Annotated in this window: 19 protein-coding genes; 18 read left to right on the forward strand and 1 reads right to left on the reverse strand. The window is 50.6% G+C overall.

Going from position 1 to position 16,683, the window contains the following annotated elements; all coding sequences use genetic code 11:
- Nucleotides 1-14: 14 nt before the first annotated feature.
- From I4V53_RS03780 to I4V53_RS03865, 18 genes are all read left to right on the forward strand, one after another.
- Nucleotides 15-1,283, forward strand: a complete 1,269-nt coding sequence (locus I4V53_RS03780; RefSeq protein ID WP_195984061.1) for a DUF3102 domain-containing protein — start codon at nt 15-17, stop codon at nt 1,281-1,283.
- On the forward strand, nt 1,268-1,672 hold the full coding sequence (locus I4V53_RS03785) for a hypothetical protein (RefSeq protein ID WP_195984062.1): 405 nt from the start codon (nt 1,268-1,270) through the stop codon (nt 1,670-1,672). Before I4V53_RS03780 ends, I4V53_RS03785 begins: the two co-directional genes overlap by 16 nt.
- 41 nt (nt 1,673-1,713) lie before the next feature.
- On the forward strand, nt 1,714-2,046 hold the full coding sequence (locus I4V53_RS03790) for a hypothetical protein (protein ID WP_195984063.1): 333 nt from the start codon (nt 1,714-1,716) through the stop codon (nt 2,044-2,046).
- Between the two features lie 27 nt (nt 2,047-2,073).
- Entirely contained in the window at nt 2,074-2,484 is a 411-nt protein-coding gene (locus tag I4V53_RS03795) for a phBC6A51 family helix-turn-helix protein (protein WP_195984064.1), read from the forward strand.
- Nucleotides 2,447-3,652: a PBSX family phage terminase large subunit gene (locus I4V53_RS03800; protein WP_207747830.1), complete on the forward strand. Its 1,206-nt coding sequence runs from the start codon at nt 2,447-2,449 to the stop codon at nt 3,650-3,652. The genes I4V53_RS03795 and I4V53_RS03800 overlap by 38 nt, the downstream gene beginning before the upstream one ends.
- A gap of 5 nt (nt 3,653-3,657) precedes the next feature.
- Nucleotides 3,658-5,025: a phage portal protein gene (locus tag I4V53_RS03805; RefSeq protein ID WP_195984066.1), complete on the forward strand. Its 1,368-nt coding sequence runs from the start codon at nt 3,658-3,660 to the stop codon at nt 5,023-5,025.
- On the forward strand, nt 5,022-6,617 hold the full coding sequence (locus I4V53_RS03810; protein ID WP_195984067.1) for a minor capsid protein: 1,596 nt from the start codon (nt 5,022-5,024) through the stop codon (nt 6,615-6,617). Before I4V53_RS03805 ends, I4V53_RS03810 begins: the two co-directional genes overlap by 4 nt.
- 201 nt (nt 6,618-6,818) lie before the next feature.
- Nucleotides 6,819-7,001, forward strand: a complete 183-nt coding sequence (locus I4V53_RS03815; protein WP_195984068.1) for a hypothetical protein — start codon at nt 6,819-6,821, stop codon at nt 6,999-7,001.
- A gap of 134 nt (nt 7,002-7,135) precedes the next feature.
- Nucleotides 7,136-7,861 (forward strand): DUF4355 domain-containing protein, encoded by a 726-nt coding sequence (locus I4V53_RS03820; RefSeq protein WP_195984069.1) that lies wholly within the window; start codon nt 7,136-7,138, stop codon nt 7,859-7,861.
- Nucleotides 7,862-7,864: 3 nt separating this feature from the next.
- Nucleotides 7,865-8,716: a phage major capsid protein gene (locus I4V53_RS03825; RefSeq protein ID WP_195984070.1), complete on the forward strand. Its 852-nt coding sequence runs from the start codon at nt 7,865-7,867 to the stop codon at nt 8,714-8,716.
- Nucleotide 8,717: 1 nt separating this feature from the next.
- Nucleotides 8,718-9,044, forward strand: a complete 327-nt coding sequence (locus I4V53_RS03830; RefSeq protein WP_195984071.1) for a phage head-tail connector protein — start codon at nt 8,718-8,720, stop codon at nt 9,042-9,044.
- Nucleotides 9,019-9,360: a phage head completion protein gene (locus I4V53_RS03835; RefSeq protein WP_195984072.1), complete on the forward strand. Its 342-nt coding sequence runs from the start codon at nt 9,019-9,021 to the stop codon at nt 9,358-9,360. The genes I4V53_RS03830 and I4V53_RS03835 overlap by 26 nt, the downstream gene beginning before the upstream one ends.
- The gene (locus I4V53_RS03840; RefSeq protein WP_195984073.1) at nt 9,357-9,749 is read left to right on the forward strand and encodes an HK97-gp10 family putative phage morphogenesis protein; all 393 of its coding nucleotides are present in this window, start codon (nt 9,357-9,359) and stop codon (nt 9,747-9,749) included. The genes I4V53_RS03835 and I4V53_RS03840 overlap by 4 nt, the downstream gene beginning before the upstream one ends.
- A complete protein-coding gene (locus I4V53_RS03845; protein ID WP_195984074.1) occupies nt 9,746-10,147 on the forward strand; it encodes a hypothetical protein in 402 nt (133 codons plus the stop codon). Before I4V53_RS03840 ends, I4V53_RS03845 begins: the two co-directional genes overlap by 4 nt.
- Before the next feature lie 5 nt (nt 10,148-10,152).
- Nucleotides 10,153-10,788, forward strand: a complete 636-nt coding sequence (locus I4V53_RS03850) for a major tail protein (RefSeq protein WP_195984075.1) — start codon at nt 10,153-10,155, stop codon at nt 10,786-10,788.
- A 58-nt stretch (nt 10,789-10,846) separates the two neighbouring features.
- The gene (locus I4V53_RS03855) at nt 10,847-11,320 is read left to right on the forward strand and encodes a hypothetical protein (protein WP_195984076.1); all 474 of its coding nucleotides are present in this window, start codon (nt 10,847-10,849) and stop codon (nt 11,318-11,320) included.
- Complete coding sequence (locus I4V53_RS03860) at nt 11,320-11,460, forward strand: hypothetical protein (protein WP_195984077.1); 141 nt, start codon at nt 11,320-11,322, stop codon at nt 11,458-11,460. Before I4V53_RS03855 ends, I4V53_RS03860 begins: the two co-directional genes overlap by 1 nt.
- Before the next feature lie 9 nt (nt 11,461-11,469).
- Nucleotides 11,470-15,402, forward strand: coding sequence for a tape measure protein (locus tag I4V53_RS03865; RefSeq protein ID WP_195984078.1), 3,933 nt, complete (start codon nt 11,470-11,472; stop codon nt 15,400-15,402).
- Here I4V53_RS03865 and I4V53_RS03870 read toward each other — a convergent pair whose 3' ends face one another.
- A complete protein-coding gene (locus tag I4V53_RS03870) occupies nt 15,403-16,653 on the reverse strand; it encodes a DUF5780 domain-containing protein (protein ID WP_195984079.1) in 1,251 nt (416 codons plus the stop codon). It lies immediately after the preceding gene.
- Between the last annotated feature and the right edge of the window lie 30 nt (nt 16,654-16,683).

Raw genomic sequence — 16,683 nt, forward strand, 5'->3', positions numbered from 1 at the left:
AAGGGGATTATACCATGGATGAATACAGGATTGCCAGAGCCATTGAAGAAGAAAAGGCGTTTATGGAGGATGGCATAGAGAGCGAACAGGAGGCCCGGAACTTGCCGGATCAGCCCCGCCCGATTGAGGTCATCACAGAGGAAATCCAGTTTTACAAGAGGCAGGCCGGAAGCGCCATACTGGAGATTGGCCGCCGGCTGACAGAAGCAAAAGAGCAGCTGCCGCACGGGGAATGGCTGCCTTGGCTGGAACGGGAAGTAGAATTTTCCGAGACCACCGCACAGCGGTTTATGCGTCTCTCCAGGGAATATTCAAATCCGTCACCGGTGACGGATTTGGGAGCCTCGAAAGCCTTGGTGCTGCTGGCTTTGCCGGTCTCCGAGCGCGACGAATTTATTTCCAGAAAACATATAATTGATGGCAAAGTAAAGACAGTGGAAGAGATGAGCAAGCGGGAGTTGGAAAAAGCCATCCGGGAGCGGGACGAAGCGAAAAAAGAAGCAGAAAAGGCAAGGCGGGAAGCCGAAGAGGCAAGACGCCGGATTGATAAACAGCTGGAAGAACAGCGGAAAGTCTATGATGTGGACATGGAGCAGGCGCGGGAAAAGCTCCGGGAAGCGGAAAACCGCGCTGACGGGTACCATCTGAAGCTGGAAGAACAGAAGGCAAAGGCGGAGCAGCTTGTTCAGGACGCCGACAGAGAAATGCAGGACCTGAAAGCCCAGCTGGAGGAACTGCAGAATGCGGTCCCGGAGGTAGCTGTGGAAACCGTAGTGGATCAGGAAGCGGTCCGGGCCGCCGCGGAGGCTGCCCGTAAAGAAGCCGAAGAGAAGCTGAAAGCGAAGATCGACCGGGCCGAAAAGGCGAAGGCAAAGGCGGAGCAGGCCATGACCAAAGCGGAGCAGGATCTGGCTACCATGAAAACAGCGCAGGAAGAGGAGTTCGCCGCTGCGGAGCGGGAAAAGCAGGCTATGACGGAACAGGTGCAGGCCCTCCGGAAAAAACTCGCCGTGGCTTCCTCATCAGAGATCGCGGTTTTCAAGCTGCATTTTGAGAGCGCGCAGACGGCGGTCAACAGGATGATGGCCGGTCTGGATAAACTGTGGGACAGCGGTGACGACGACGGCGCCGGTAAGATGGCGGCGGCCCTGCTGGCGCTGCTCCGGGCGACGGAGGCCGCGGTCAAATCCAAGCAGGCCGCCAGGGGGGGCAGGCCAATGAAAGGCCAGATGGACTTTGACGGGAATGTGTATGAGGAGGATACATCTTGCAGAAAGGTATAAAATTGGAAAACGGCGTATACAAACGCTGTCTGGCAACCGCGGAAGACTATTACAATCTTCTGCGCCGGCGGAAGGAAATCGAAGAGGAAGTAATCTTTGCAGGGAGGTGCCCATCTGACGGAATGCCGCACAATAGTTCTGGAGGCGATGAGACAGCGCAGAAGGCAGAACGGCTGATTGCACGCAAGCGTAGGCTGGATGAGCAGATCAAGGCTATTGAGCAGGCGTGGAATGCAGCTCGTGACAACACGGAAAAGGATTTTATACGGCTGAACCTGTTTGAATATGTACCGATGAGCAGTATAAAACTGCCGATGTCCCCAAGGACCATGAAGCGATGCCGACAAAGATTTCTAATTAATTTGGCGGCAAATCTGTTCGAAATATGAAGGTTGGCCCCATATGCGTCAAAAAATGAGTTATAATGATATTGTCGGAAAGCGACCACAAGATCGTATTTGATCTTTTCATACTCCTCTTTTTGGGCGTCCTGCGTTTGCAGGGCGCCTTTCTCATGCCCGAAAGGTGGTTGATATCCATGGATTGCAATGACCTGAAAAAGGAAATCGAACGCAATGAAAAACTCATCGCAGAGATTGCTGTTATTGACGCAAAAATAGCCAGTCTCAAATCCACCAACAACTGGATGGAGAACGCCCGCTACAATCAGCTATCATGCATGCGCGGGGATCTTTGTTTGCAGCTACACGCGGCAAGGATCGCGGCAAGCAGAGGCCGGCCGCCGGATAAAAACACATCATAATTTTAACGCAAGTTGAGAGGTGGTGAAGTGCTACAAAACAATACAGATTCCATCTTGGATGCGCGTATGGTCGTTGCGGCGGAGTGCCTCGCTAATCCTGATTTTCAAGGCACAAAACAGGATATAGCGAATGCGGCCGGTGTAGCACGTTCTACCCTTCACCGATGGATGCGCAACCCGGACTTTGTGAAGATCGTGAACGAACTGATTGAAAAGTATGCGGATGCTGAACTGGGAATGGTTTGGAAAGCGTTATCCCGGAAGATACAGGCCGGGGATGTGCAAGCAATAAAGTTATATTTTGAACTGCAGCAGAGGAGTGAAGAAAAGAAGATGCAAGGAATTGATACTGGTGCCCTTAAAAAAGCTAAAGAGATTCTTGGAGGTGTGAACAGTGTCGTTGACGAAGAAGCAGACGGAGTATCTCCAGCGCTGTAATCACCGTTGGAACGTAAAAACCGGTGCGACTGGTTCGGGAAAATCGTTCGTTGATTTTACTGTGACGATTCCGAAGAGGCTGCTGGCGGCCAAAGGAGAAGGACTGCTTGTACTTTTGGGGAATACCAAAGGCACTTTGGAACGCAATATTTTAGACCCGATGAGGGAAATATGGTCGCCCGACTTGGTGGGGAATATCAGCAGCGATAACACAGTTCGATTGTTTGGAAAAAAGGTCTATGCACTGGGCGCCGATAATAAAAAGCACATGGCACGCATCCAGGGCGCGACATTTGAATATGTGTACGGAGACGAAGTGACCACGTGGTCAGAAGAAGTATTCCAAATGCTGAAAAGCCGTCTTCGTTGTGAACATTCGCATTTTGATGGGACTTGCAACCCAGATAATCCTGGACATTGGTTTAAAAAATTCTTGGATTCTGATGCTGACATCTATCAGCAGAGTTATCACATTGACGACGGCGCCTTACCTGCTGAAGTAGTTGCAGAACTCAAAAAAGAGTATGCAGGAACAGTTTATTACGACCGGTTTATTGAGGGGCGTTGGACTCTGGCACAGGGCCGTATCTATGATATGTTTGATAAATCCAAACACGTTGTTGCTGCACCTCCTGGTCCCTGCACGCAGTATTACATCAGCATGGACTACGGCACGCAAAACCCCGCGGCTATGCTGCTCTGGGGTAAATGCGGTGGGGTGTGGTATATGCTCAAAGAGTATTACTACTCAGGCCGTGAAAGCAAGGCACAGAAGACGGATGAGCAGTATTATGCCGAACTGGTAAAGTTGGCCGGCGATTTGCCGATCCGCGCGGTGATTGTGGACCCGTCCGCGGCGTCTATGATTGCCTGTATCCGGCAGCATGGACGGTTCATGGTCCGCCCGGCGGATAACGCCGTACTGGATGGTATCCGGGTGACGGCGACGGCCCTCTCCTCTGGCAAGATCAAAATCTGCGAGAGCTGCGAAAACACGCTGCAGGAAATACAGGGTTACGTTTGGGACGACAAGGCCGCGCAGCACGGAGAGGATAAGCCGCTCAAGGTCAACGACCATGCGATGGACGCCATGAGGTATTTCTGCATGGAAGTGTTCAAAGGCCAGGGCAAGGCGCATATTGTCCGCAATGATTATCTTAGGAGGTGATGCGCATGATACGTCCGGCAGGGACACAGCCGACGCCGGAGGTGATCCGATCCTGCATACAGGATCATCAGCGGGAGATCCCCCGCTTGGACAGGCTGTACCGGTATTACAAGGGCGAACACAATATAATGTCCCGCAAGGCAGATAATCCGCTTGCGCCAAATAACCGTGTTGTTGCGCCGAATGCATATTACATCACCACGGTTGCCAATGGGTTTACCTTCGCAAATCCGCTGGCCTACAGCGGCGATAGCATTGATAACCTGGTGCAGGAAAACAAACTTGCAAAGACGGCGGCGCACGATGCGGAAATCGGCGAAGACTTGTCCATCTTTGGCCGGGCCTACGAGCTGGTGTACATGTCGCAGCTTCCATCTCAGCATGTCAAGCTCAATCATCTGGACCCGCGCGGTTCGTTTGTGGTTTTCAGTAATGAGATTGATCCAGAACCGATGTTTGCGGTGTACTACTACCGCGAGACTGCGGTAGATGGGAGAGAAAACGGCTGGAAACTGAACGTGTACGATGGCGCCTGGCTGTATCTGTACCACCTCTCGGGCCTGTACGATTTGCCGGAGCTTGAAAGTCGGATGCCGCACTATGCAGGTCAAGTCCCTATCGTGGAGTACAAAAATAATGATGAGGGGATAGGCGATTATGAGCGCGTCTTGACGCTGATTGACGCGTACGACCGCTTGCAGTCCGACCGTCTGGACGACAAAGACCAGTTTGTCGACGCGATCCTTGCGGTATACGGCGCACGGCTGATGGATGATGCGGACCAGGCGCCAGAGGTCGTCAAGTTGCTGCATGATTACAAGATTATGGACGACCTTGACAAGGACGCTCGAATCGAGTACATCAAAAAAGCACTGGATGAAACCAGTGTGGAAGTATTGCGGCAGGCGATCAAATCCGACATATCCAAGTTTTCCCTTGTGCCAGAACTGACAGACGAAAATTTTGCTGGAAACGCCTCTGGCGTCGCGATGGAATTTAAAACGCTGGGGCTCAAATGGCTGGCAAACATCAAACGGCGCATGTTCAAAAAATCGCTGGACCGACGCCTGCAGGTTATGAACAGCTACATGACCAAATTGGGCCGTGGCTTTGATTGGACAGATGTGGATATTACGTTTGATGATGCACTGCCGGTTGACGTCATGAGCTATCTGCCTTATGCAAAGGACACGCTATCCCGTAAAACGCTGGTGTCCTTTTTTGCAAACAAGTTCGGCGTCGCCGACGTGGAAAAGGAGTTGGTGCAGATTGCCCAGGAGCAGGCCGACGCCGACCGGCGGAACAAAACTCTCTTTGACGCCGGCGGGGATTTTGGCGAGTCTGCCGGGGGTGACGATGGGAGCGCCGGATGAAAAGCGCGGCATATTGGGCAAAGCGCGCTGAACAGGTACTGCTGGATGCCGAGCGTAACACCGCGCCGTATCTCAACCGGCTGAATTTCCTCTACCGCCAAACAGCGGAGGACATCGACCAAAAGGTTAAAAAGATATTTGATATATACCGGCAAGGTATGACGCAGGAAGAGGCACGGCGCTGGCTGCGAGAAGAGATCCCTCGCGCTGAATATGAAGCGCTCAAAAATCAGTTGTCAGTGATGACGGACGAACGCTTGAAAAGGCAGGCGCTCGCTCGGCTGAACGCCCCGGCATACCGCTATCGTATCACCCGTCTGCAGTACATCAAGCATCTGATTGCCGCCCGCCTGGCGGTATCGGCGGATCAGGAAAAGCGCATAACCACGGAACACTATGTTGCGGTTATACAAGATAGTTATCTGCGAACAATGTATGAGCTGCAGACAGGAACGGGCATAGCTTTTGGTGTTTCGTCGCTGCCGCAAAGCACCATAAATCGGCTGCTGGCTGCCCAGTGGTACGGACGGAACTATTCTGCATCTATCTGGCGTAATCAAAGTTTGGTGGCAAATGCAGCCGCGCTGGTGCTCCAAAAAGGGATCCTCTCCGGGCAATCGGTCTCGGACATGGCCAAATCTCTGATGGAGCAGACATACACAGCAAGCATGAAAAACGCCGCCCGGCTGGTGCGGACTGAGGTCAATTATTTTTGCAATCAGGGCGCGTTAGAAAGCTACAAAGAAGCTGAAATCGAGCGTTACGAGTTTATCGCAACGCTGGATCGCAAAACCTCCGCCGTATGTCGCGCCCATGACGGTAAAATCTATCCGCTGGACAAAGCTGTTGTCGGAGAGAATTACCCGCCGCTGCATCCACATTGCCGCAGCACCGTTGCGGCGGTGATTGACGTGCCGGGACTCCAAAGATTGGAGCGCCGCGCAGCACGCGATCCCATTACCGGAAAGACGGTACTCGTAAAGCGCATGTCATATCCAGAATGGGAAAAGGAATACGTTGACAGGATCGGAGAAAGCGGTATACTGAAAGACGTGAATCTGAATCCATTGCCAGTGACTGCCGAAAGCCTCGGGGCGGTAAAAACGGTCCATTCAGAAATCCTTTCGCCCGTGTTACAGCTGAAGCTTAAAAATGAGCATAAAAAGCTTCTGATGTCAATTGTCTCAAAGCCTCTTGGGACAGAGGCCGGTGCAACGTTTGATCTCAGCATGAAAAAGCTTAATCAGGTGATCGGAAAAGATGCTGCTGCAAAAGTCAGGATACCTAAAGAGGAAGTGCCGTATATCGCGATACACTCCCACCCAACCGGCGGAACGTTTACGCATAATGATTTATGGCTATTTGCAAGCGATAACAATATGAAGGTTTTGACAGCCGTGGGAAATAATGGATCGGTTTATGCAGTTGAAAAATCGGATAGTTTTTCTAAAAAGAAATTTTTTGAATACTACCAAGAGGCTATGTCACAGCATCCCGACTACCTGAAAACTCCAGAAAAGTACGCGAAATACATGGATAGCCTTTTGAAAGGGATTGGTAACTTTGGAATCAATTACACCGCAAGAACGTGAACGTATGGAAACGTATGTCAGGGAACACCCGATAGACCCGGATTATGATGAAGAATGCGAATACTTTGACGGGAATGTACCGGCGGAACAATTATTATCCAGGTCATATAAAGAGCTTTTAGACGCAAACCCTGAATAAAAATTAGCATCGTGCCATAACGGTACGGTGCTTTTTTATACTCATTTTCGGGAGGATTTGAGATGAAATGCCCGTATGCAGTGAACACCAGGATCATTACACAAATTAGTTTTGAACACGATGACAACGGTATTCCGACCACCCAGACGGCGATTGAAAATCAGGAGATCGCCTTCCCAGACTGTCTTGAACGCGACTGCGCCGCTTGGATTGATGGCCGTTGTCAGTACCGCGGCGTGAACTGAAAGGAGGTGATCCCATGTCTCCCGGCGCAGGGTAAAGCGCACGTCCCGGGCAGGACGTTAAAATGCCTTTTTGTTATGTCGGAATCTGCATCCTCTGGCTAAGAACGGAGGGTGCAATAAAAGGAGAAATCGAAATGAGAATCAAAAGAAAAACCTTTTTGAGTATTGTACGCCGTTGGGATGGAGGCGGCGCCGGTAATGCAGCAAGCGCGGGAAGTGCAGAAGTCACGGCAGGAGCAGAACCCACTTCCACTTCCGCAGCCGCGGATGCAGGGGTGACGCAGGGAGGCGCAGGTGAGGGAGCTGCCGCACCAAATTACGACGACCTTATCAAGACAGACAAAGGGCTGCAGTCCTGGCTGGACGGCCGGGTGAACGCGGCCACCACAACTGCTGTGAAAAATGCGCTGGAAAAGGAACGTATTCTGGCCGACGAGAAAGCTACGGAAGCCGAAAAACTGGCCAAGCTGTCGGAAGGAGAGAAGCAGGAATACCTGTACAAAAAAGCGCAGAATGAAATTGCGCAGCTCAAGGCGCAGAATGCTGCCCGCGAGTTGAAGGACCAGGCGATGAAACTTGCCGCCGAAAAAAAGATCCCGGTCACATTGGCAGAGTTATTGCCCTATGAGAGCATGAAAGCCGACGATGTGGCAGCGCGCATGGACGGTCTCAAGGCGGTGTACGATCAGGCGGTTGCCGACGGAATTGCACAGGCACTTTCCGGCGCTGGAACTCCACAGGCGGGTGGGAAACCGCAGGGAACGTCCTACACGTTGGAGCAGCTCAAAGGAATGTCGGCCGAAGAGATCAATAAAAATTGGGATGCCGTGAAAGCGTCCCTTGAACAGAAAGGAAGATAAAACATGGCAGTTACCACTTTTATCCCTACCATTTGGAGCGCCAGATTATTGGCACATCTGGACGCATCCCACGTTTATGCAAATCTGCTAAATCGGGATTACGAGGGGGAAATCAGAGGCTACGGCTCCACCGTGAAGATCAACCAGGTGGGTGAAATCACCGTGAAGGATTACGTGAGAAACGGAAATCTGGAAGACCCGGAGGAGCTTTCCACTGAGGATCAGACGCTCACTATTGACCAGTCAAAGTATTTCAATTTCCAGCTGGATGACGTGGACAAGGCGCAGATCAGGGCGGCTCTCATGGACGCGGCAATGCAGCGGGCAGCCTACGCGTTGAGCGACGTCTCCGACCGTTTTGCAGCCGATCTGCTGGCGAAAGGAGCCGGAAATAAAATCGGAACTACCGCTGCGCCGATCACACTCACGAAGGACAACGCGTACGAGCAGTTGGTAGTCATGAAAAATACCCTGGATAAAAAGAATGTCCCCTCCGCCGGCCGTTGGGTTGTAGTTCCTCCGGAGTTTGAAGGGCTGATGCTGTTGGATCAGCGCTTTGTTGGCACAGGCGGAACCCGCGCGGAAGAAACCCTCACAAACGGCGCAATCGCCCGTGCAGCCGGGTTTACGATCTACAAATCCAACAACACACCGGTGACATCCGGAAAATACAGCATTCTGGCCGGGTACAACGGGGCGGCGACCTACGCGGAACAGATTGTTGAGACGGAGGCGTACCGCATGGAGAAGCGTTTTGCGGATGCCGTGAAGGGCCTGCATGTATATGGCGCGAAGGTTACCCGCCCGGAGACGCTCGTTTTGCTGACAGCTTCCTTCACTGCTTCCGCGTCTTAATATGGACATCAAAGTGTATAGCCGGCTTGAGGAACAGCTTCCCGGCGTCCCGTTTGAGCAAATAGAACTGCTGATGCACGATGCGGAATCCGTTGTCAAGCAGATAACGCGCCGAGATGATGTGTCGGCTTATGAAGCTGGAATCCGGGCTGTAGCGGTAATCCTGTATAACCGCATTGGCCGTGAAGGGGAGTCGGCGCACAGTGCCGGCGGTGTATCGGTAAGCTATGATGATCTGCCGGCGGCTGTGCGGCACCTCCTGCCGCAGCCGTTAACATCAATCGCAGGAAAGAGGTTTGAACATGTGGCGACCGAATCCGAGAAATAGCCGAAAAATTATCCTGCGCCGAAATGTGCAGGATACTGACAAAAAAGATGAATTCGGCCACCCGGTTTGTACGACGCAGGACACGAAGGTCACCGCAGAGGTATATCCATATTCCGATCCTGTTAAGCGGCAGGCGATCGGAATAACGACGGAACAAGCCTATACAGTGCTCATGCGGGGATTGGCGCCGCAGCCGGACGACGAGGTAATCATCAGCGGCAAAGTATACCGGATTGCAGCGATATCGGACTACATAGACACGGCCTGCGAACCTGTAAAAATAATCGCAGCTGATACTGGGAGGTCGGCGGAATGAACGACCTTGATAATCTGATAGCACAGTTGAAAAACAGCAAATTACAGGTGGATATAGCGGTTGAACGTGGGGTGCGCAAGGCCGGGCTGCATGTCGAGGGGGATGCAAAGCGTTTGTGCCCGGTTGATACCGGGCGCTTACGATCCAGCATAGCCACTCACGGCGAATATGAAGGCAGTAATTTTGTAGCTGAAGTAGGGACAACCGTTGGATATGCCCCATTTGTGGAGTTTGGCACTGGTCAGCGCGGCGATCCGGAAGTGCCGCACAGGCAAGATTGGATGGGACAGCCTCCGCATCCGTATCTACGCCCTGCTCTGCAGGAAAATACCGAGAACGGGAACATAGATAAAATTGTCACATCAGAGTTGAAGAAGGTGCTGAAATGACTTATACAAGGCCGAACGGCGACCGAGTGGAAGTCTCTGACGCGTATCAGGTGGACATCGTTCCTGACATAATAGAAGCAGGCAGCCGGGCGGAACCCGGGATACAAACCGGGTGGTTTCCGGCGCGGCCCCGGTATCCCGCAGCGGTCTTTTATCTGTTATCCTCTGTGTTGGGCGATTATGTGTCCAATGAGGCGCGCAGCGTGTCTTTTACCTACTATTTTGAAGTACGGGCGCTGGATGAACGCGGCAAGGAAGTTACCGCCCGGAATCTATCCAGTGCCCTTTCTGGAATCTACAGTGCCCGCCGGAGCCAGTATGACGACTCGTTTGAAGCGACCACGGGTACTTACATCAAAAGAATTACATTTACCTTTAAAGTCAAATTAGGAGAGTGATATTTATGGCAAGTACACCTTTAACCGTTAATGTGACGCCTATTGTGGGCGTTTCTGATTTGGTTCTGTTTCCTGTAACTGAGGATACAAAAACGACGCTGACCACCGACGATGCAAATTTAATCGACTTGTCTGAGTGTGTGGTATCCAAGGCTTATGCGCCGCAGATGGCGGAAGGAGACTTTTATTCTTCGAATAAGAAGCAGAAATCCGTAAAATCCAACAAAGGCGGTACGGTTACCTATGTGATACCGGCGATCACCCCTGCGCTGAAAGAACGCGTCCTTGGGGCGAAGAAAAACACAGCAGGCGCGACGGTTCAGGGCTCCAATGACGTATCCCCGGAATATATCTGCGCACACAAAGTCAAATTGACAGATGACGTCTGGGTACTGGAAAAGTACGCAAAAGTCGTGTTCGCGACGCCGTCCGAAAAAGCGGAAACCGAGAACGAAAACATCAACTATCAGACGGCGGAACTTGTCGGTACGGTGGTCCCTCTCAACTACGAGGTAGCCTTCACCGGCGGCAGCAAAAACGGTGGCTTCCTCTTCAGCGTCCAGAGTGACGACGAGAAGTATACCGACCTGGAATCTGCCTGGTTTACAAGCGGTACCGCGGGAATTAAAGCGGGTGTTTAACCGGTATCTTAGTACGGGGGCGGGTAATTCCCGCCCTCAACCAATTTAGGAGGAACCTATGAATCTACAGGATTTAAGACGGCCATATAAAACCATCACCATTGCCGGCCAACCGATGAAGCTGCGGCTGGATCTGAACGCACTCGATTACCTGGAGCGCACCTGCGGCGGAATCGAAAAAGCCGCCTGCGCGGGCGACATTAAAACGCAAAAGCACTTTATCCGGTCATTTTTGCTCTGCAATTACCCGGAGAACGCCGATCTCTTTAATTCCGACATGGTAGAAGGCTTGAAGCCCAGCCTGTACCAGGTGGGAGAATGGTTTGATCCGGATACCATAGCGGCAGTGTCGCTTGAGTTGTACAATCTGGCGCTGGATCAGATGGCGCCGCCGGAGGGTGAGAATAGCCTGGGGGAACAGATGCAGGAAACAACGGTGGCTGCGATTGGTGCGCTCTTGAAGTTATGTGGACAGCCGAACTTGGACAAAGCCCTGAAAGTTTTTGGGTATCAACGCCAAGAGAGATCCTGATGCGAATTAATCGGTATATTGCCGTCAAATACGGCTCCGGAAAAAAGTATGACGGGAAGGAACTGATGGTGGGAGGTAAGAAGTACGTGCAGTACAGCACACTTGCCGACCTGCGGAAGGATTTCCCTGATGCGAAGTGAGGTGAGAGAATGTCTGACAACGTAGTGGCCCGTACCGTCATACAGATCGTTGGCGATACATCACAGTATAACAGCAGCATTGACGGTTCAGTGCAGCGTACGGCCGCTCTGAAGGCCGAAGAAAGGCAGCTCTCTCAGGAGTTGCTGCAGGTGAGGCAGCGCCTCGAAGTGGCGGCAAGGGCAATGACAAGCAATACCAGCGCCCGTGAGAGGAATACCGCCGCAATCCAGAGGGCTGTTGCGCAGTACGGTCAGGAATCCGAACGGGTGCAGACGCTGCAGCGGATTAAGGCGTCACTGGAACAGACACAGGCACGGCTTAATCAGAGGCTGGATGTTTTCCGCAGCCGGGAACAGGCGCTCAATTCGCAGTTGTCTGGTGTCAATCAGGCACTGGCGCAGCAGGCGAATCAAACTGCCAGAGTGGCGGAATCCAGCAACACGGCGGCAGGATCATTGACCACCATGTCGCAGCGGCTTAAATCCATGATGTCAATGCTCAAAGGCTTCTTGGCGATGAGGGTGACGCGGTCTTTTTTGGAATCCACCATTGGAAGCCTGTCTCAATTTGAGCAGTACGAAACTTCTTTTGCGGTCATGCTGGGCGATATGGGTAAGGCCAAGTCGCTGATGGAGGATTTAAAAGATTTTGCAGCGCGCACGCCTTACACGGTGCCGGATGTAACGCAGAACGCTCAGCTCCTCATGAACTATGGCGTCGAGGCGGAGAACATCATTAAAACCCTGACGCAATTAGGAGACCTGTCACAGGGCAGTGTGGATAAACTGAACCGCATTTCCCTTGCTTATGGCCAGATGCTGGCGAAAGGGAAGGTTACCGGTGAAGAACTCCGTCAGATGACCGAGGCTGGTGTACCGCTGACACAGGCACTGGCTGACAATATGGGGATTGCAACATCTGCGCTGATGGGCTTTATCGAAAAAGGGCAGGTTGGAATACCGCAGCTGGATGCTGCCATCAGCGACCTGACCACAGGAACCGGGAAGTTTGCGGGGATGATGGAAAAGCAATCCAAGACGCTGATTGGCCGGTGGAGCACCTTGAAGGACAACATGGGGCAGTTCTTCCGCGATGTCGGAGCAGAAGCGTTTGGGGAAACCAAATCGGGCTTAAAAGGAATATCCGATGAATTTTTAGCTTTGAAAAAGAACGGAGACCTGGCGGAGCTGTCAAAGCAATGGGGTGCCGTGTTTGGCGCTCTTACAAGTCTTGTACTGGGAACTGTCAAAGGGCTCGTTGAACACAAAGAGGCTGTCGGTGCGCTGATCGTGGCCTACGGGGCGTATAAGGTGGCGCAGCAGGTGGCAACAGTCGCTCAAATAGGGCTGAACACTGCGGTGAGCGCCAACCCCTTCGTGGCGTTGGCCGGTGTGCTGATGATGGTCGTAGGCGGTATACTGATGTTTGCCGACGCTGCAAACGAGACGGCCAGGGCTGCAAGGGACACCCGAGAAGAACTGGAAAAACTCCAAGGAGAACTGGGGAACCTAGAAACAGCAGGCATTGAATCCGCTTCTGACCGGCTGGCGGAGCTGGCAACTATAACGGATACGGTTATCCCTCGGATGGAGGAAATCGACCGGACGGTCGAAGACGTATCCATGAAGAAAAAAATGCTGGCCCAATACGTCGAAACAGTCAATGAAACGCTGGGCCGTGAAGCCGTCAAAATCGATGAGGTCACCGGCAAATTGCAGATGAACAAGCAAGCCATACTCGAAGACATTGAGGCCCTGAAAGCGCAATCAGAAGCGAAGGCGACACTGGACAAGATGGACGAGTACAACGCCAAGAAGATTGAAGCCGAAGAAGAAATTTACAAATCCGGACAACGCTCTAAAGAAAAGCAGGCAGAAATAGCCGAGCTTGAGAAAAAGCGCGATGCGTACGAAAAGCAGTATGGAGAAATTGACGAAGTATCCCGCAACCACATCGAACAGCTGAGAGACGAACTGCGCGAAGAAGTGCGAATCAGAGGTATGCAGCAGGAAATTATAAATGGAGTCGATGGAGGTTTAGACTGGCTGACCAAATCCTACGAAGATTATTCTTCTGCTGCCGGCGATGCGCAGGAAGCCACAGAGGGCGTCAACAGCAGCCTGATGGATACGGATGCGCTCATGGAAAGCCTGGAGGGCAGCGAAAAGCGTCTGAAAACCCTCGCTTCCGCCCAAAAAGAGGCCGCGGACGGTGGACAGTTATCCATCAGTACTATAAGAGCGCTTGGTGACAGTTATTCACAGCTGATGCCTTACCTTGAGGATTACATGGCGGGAATCATCGATGAAAAGGAACTTATTGAGCAGTTCCCCGCGTTGTACCAACAGGAATCGGCGGAATACAGTGCCACCATGATGCAGAAGTACAAGGACAGCGAGGAGTTTTTTGAGGTCCTTAAATCCAACAATGCCGTCCTGTTTAATAGTTTGGCAGCGGACTATCAAAAGGATGGGACAAATTGGAAGACTTTAGCGCAGGCGAAAGGAGACATCGAGCAAAATTTAATCACACAGTTGTCCCAAAAATGGCAGGAGTATTACCGCGCCGTCGGCGGAAACGCCGCAAAGACAGTTCAGGCGATGGAACAGCAGCTGGTACAGCTTAACCAGGAAGCGACCGGTCCAAAACGCGTGGTTGACCCAATTGCTGAATTTGATAATGCGGCGCAGCGAAAAAAGCTCCAGGGCATGATTGACCTGATGAAACCGCTTACCGACCTCGAAGGATCCTTTGAACTCAATCTCAAAGATTTTGATATTGATGCTGCTACCAAGAAAGCCGACAAGCAGAAAAAAGAAAGCGCCGAAAAAGAAAAAACTTGGCAGGAAAAGCTTTATGCAGAGCTGAAATTCAAACGTGAAATGGAACTCATCAGCGAACAGGAGTATATGGACGGTCTGGTCAAAATCCGAGACAGCTACTACGGAATCGACGAGGATAATTACCGAAAATATGCACAGGAAATCTACAAGCTGGAAAACAAGATGAAAGATGACACGAAGAATGCTTTGCAGAGCGCTTTTGACGACCAACTCAGTTTGACCAAGGATTACTACGCCAAGCAAAAAGAACTGGTTGAGGAGCAGGCTGACGCGGAAATAGACGCCATCAACAAGAGCTATGATGCCCGGATCGATAAAGCCAAAAAAGAGTATGAGGCCGAAAAGGAACGTGTTGACGGTATCATATCCGAGCTGCAGCGGGAGATCGACGCAAAGAAGCGCGCCAGACAGGAAGAAAAGCTGGACGACGAATTGTCTTTTGCGCAGACGCGTATCCAGACCTTACAGACTCAAATTCGGTATGCCCGTACTCCGGAAGAAAAAGCGGAACTGGAAAAGGAGCTGAAACGCCAGCAGGAAGAGTTGAAGGACCTCACGGTTGAAAAAGAGGTCAATGATTTGGAAGCAGAGAAGCGCCTTCACGAAGAACGCCTGTCGAACTTGGAAGAAGAGTACAAGGAAGAGGAAGCCCGGCTTGAAAAACGGCGCGAAAAAGCCCTGGCCGCCGTAGAGGAAGCCAGGGACCAGTCTTTAAAAGCGCTCGAAGACTCTTTCAAGGCTTTCGAGGCGGGTTTGTATCAAGTGTATGGGTACGTCAATCAGGAGACATTGTCCATCGGGCAACGGTTTGCAAACGCCACCAACGACGCCCTCGGAAAAGGCTTTGAAACCGTCAAAACGCAGGCGCAGACAACAATTGACGCGATGGTCGCAAAGGTGCAGGACGCCGTTGCACGGCTGGAAAGCTCCATTGAGCAGTCAAAACGCTCATACCGGCAAGGCACCGCCGTTGCATACAGCAACAGCGATAACCGTAGTATGAGCGTTACGAACAATATTTCGCGTGGCCTTACCGAAGGGCAGGTTGCACGGCTGATGGATCGGCAGGCAGAACGGTTGCTATATAGGAGGAGGTAATTAATTCAACGGTTTACCCACATATTCTTCCTTAAAATACTTGTAATATGGGTTTTCCCATTCACTGCCGTCATAAAATTTTGCTTTAACCACACATGCCATTGGTGTTTTAACCTTGTGATTAGATATTAACTTGAATCCCATATCGTCTCCCCAACTCGCAGCAGGTATAATGTTTAACGCGTCGCCTTTTGCAAATTTTTCAAGTGCAGCACCAGAAAAATCCAAGTCTCCTTCTATTTTTAAAGGATAACCATTTTCATCAAAACCAATGAACGATATTTCTAAGTAGTCTATGGTTTTGTCAGAGTTATTTTTAACAATGGCGCAGATCATATCTGGATACAGACTTTTCATGTCTGTACTTTGTACTTTGATTTTACAGTCTGTCACAGGAATAAGCTGAGACTGTTTGGCTTCTTCTACTTTTTTAGCTTTATTTTGGGCAACCTGTTGGTCATATAAATTTTGACAATCTTCTTTGGCTATCATTAAAGTTGATGTATCCGGAAATAGAGTTAAGCCTTTCTTAGCGGCATTTAATGCCTCTAAATATTTTTCCTGATTTTTAAAGTCATCAATGGATTTTAAAAGTTCTTCAATATATTTTTGTGAAGAAGTATTAATTCTATCTTGTGCGTCTTGGTAGTTTGTATCAGATTCAATAACGTTTTTTAAATTATCGATCGCATTTTCATAATCGTTGCTTTTTAAATATTCTAATCCTGTTTGATATGCCACTCGACTTTTATGTAATCTATCAACGTTGTCTTGTATCGTCCGTACGTCTCCAATTATACGAATTTCCATAATGGTATTAAGTTGGTCTTCGGCATCTTGGTATGAGATTTTTTTATTCTCAAAGTCCTTTTCTATAGATTGAGCATGAGAAATTAGACGTTCTTTAACCTGTTCTTCTTCTTTCTTATTTCCTTCTATATTTTCGCTGTAGAGCAAAACCGCTTGTTCCGTTTGTCCTTCTTTGACTGCGGATATAATTTTATCGGGATAGTTTTGAATATTACCCAATGCCATTAAAGCGCAGAAAACAATTACTGCAGCCAAAACACAGCACGTAATAATTACCGCGGGTGATAAACGACGCTTTTTCGTCTTCTCATCAGCTAATGTGGCTGGTTGATCGAGAGATGGGGTAACGTTTTCAGAATAGCTGCTTTGTTCTACAGTAGTTCCGCAAAAAGGGCAATATCTATAAGCCCCTATGTTTTCGCCACACTTTGGACAATTCATAAATTCTACCTCCAAAAAGTTCATTGTTTG

This window comes from Clostridium sp. D33t1_170424_F3 (assembly GCF_015667585.1).
Classification (GTDB): Bacteria; Bacillota; Clostridia; order Oscillospirales; family Acutalibacteraceae; genus Anaeromassilibacillus.

What these genes read in the sequence shown, in the direction of transcription:
- I4V53_RS03845 (WP_195984074.1), top strand. Translation starts at nt 9,746, where the DNA reads ATGACTTATACAAGGCCGAACGGCGACCGAGTGGAAGTCTCTGACGCG.
- I4V53_RS03850 (WP_195984075.1), top strand. Translation starts at nt 10,153, where the DNA reads ATGGCAAGTACACCTTTAACCGTTAATGTGACGCCTATTGTGGGCGTT.
- I4V53_RS03840 (WP_195984073.1), top strand. Translation starts at nt 9,357, where the DNA reads ATGAACGACCTTGATAATCTGATAGCACAGTTGAAAAACAGCAAATTA.
- I4V53_RS03830 (WP_195984071.1), top strand. Translation starts at nt 8,718, where the DNA reads ATGGACATCAAAGTGTATAGCCGGCTTGAGGAACAGCTTCCCGGCGTC.
- I4V53_RS03865 (WP_195984078.1), top strand. Translation starts at nt 11,470, where the DNA reads ATGTCTGACAACGTAGTGGCCCGTACCGTCATACAGATCGTTGGCGAT.
- I4V53_RS03855 (WP_195984076.1), top strand. Translation starts at nt 10,847, where the DNA reads ATGAATCTACAGGATTTAAGACGGCCATATAAAACCATCACCATTGCC.
- I4V53_RS03805 (WP_195984066.1), top strand. Translation starts at nt 3,658, where the DNA reads ATGATACGTCCGGCAGGGACACAGCCGACGCCGGAGGTGATCCGATCC.
- I4V53_RS03780 (WP_195984061.1), top strand. Translation starts at nt 15, where the DNA reads ATGGATGAATACAGGATTGCCAGAGCCATTGAAGAAGAAAAGGCGTTT.
- I4V53_RS03810 (WP_195984067.1), top strand. Translation starts at nt 5,022, where the DNA reads ATGAAAAGCGCGGCATATTGGGCAAAGCGCGCTGAACAGGTACTGCTG.
- I4V53_RS03870 (WP_195984079.1), bottom strand. Translation starts at nt 16,653, where the DNA reads ATGAATTGTCCAAAGTGTGGCGAAAACATAGGGGCTTATAGATATTGC.
- I4V53_RS03820 (WP_195984069.1), top strand. Translation starts at nt 7,136, where the DNA reads ATGAGAATCAAAAGAAAAACCTTTTTGAGTATTGTACGCCGTTGGGAT.
- I4V53_RS03860 (WP_195984077.1), top strand. Translation starts at nt 11,320, where the DNA reads ATGCGAATTAATCGGTATATTGCCGTCAAATACGGCTCCGGAAAAAAG.
- I4V53_RS03835 (WP_195984072.1), top strand. Translation starts at nt 9,019, where the DNA reads ATGTGGCGACCGAATCCGAGAAATAGCCGAAAAATTATCCTGCGCCGA.
- I4V53_RS03825 (WP_195984070.1), top strand. Translation starts at nt 7,865, where the DNA reads ATGGCAGTTACCACTTTTATCCCTACCATTTGGAGCGCCAGATTATTG.
- I4V53_RS03815 (WP_195984068.1), top strand. Translation starts at nt 6,819, where the DNA reads ATGAAATGCCCGTATGCAGTGAACACCAGGATCATTACACAAATTAGT.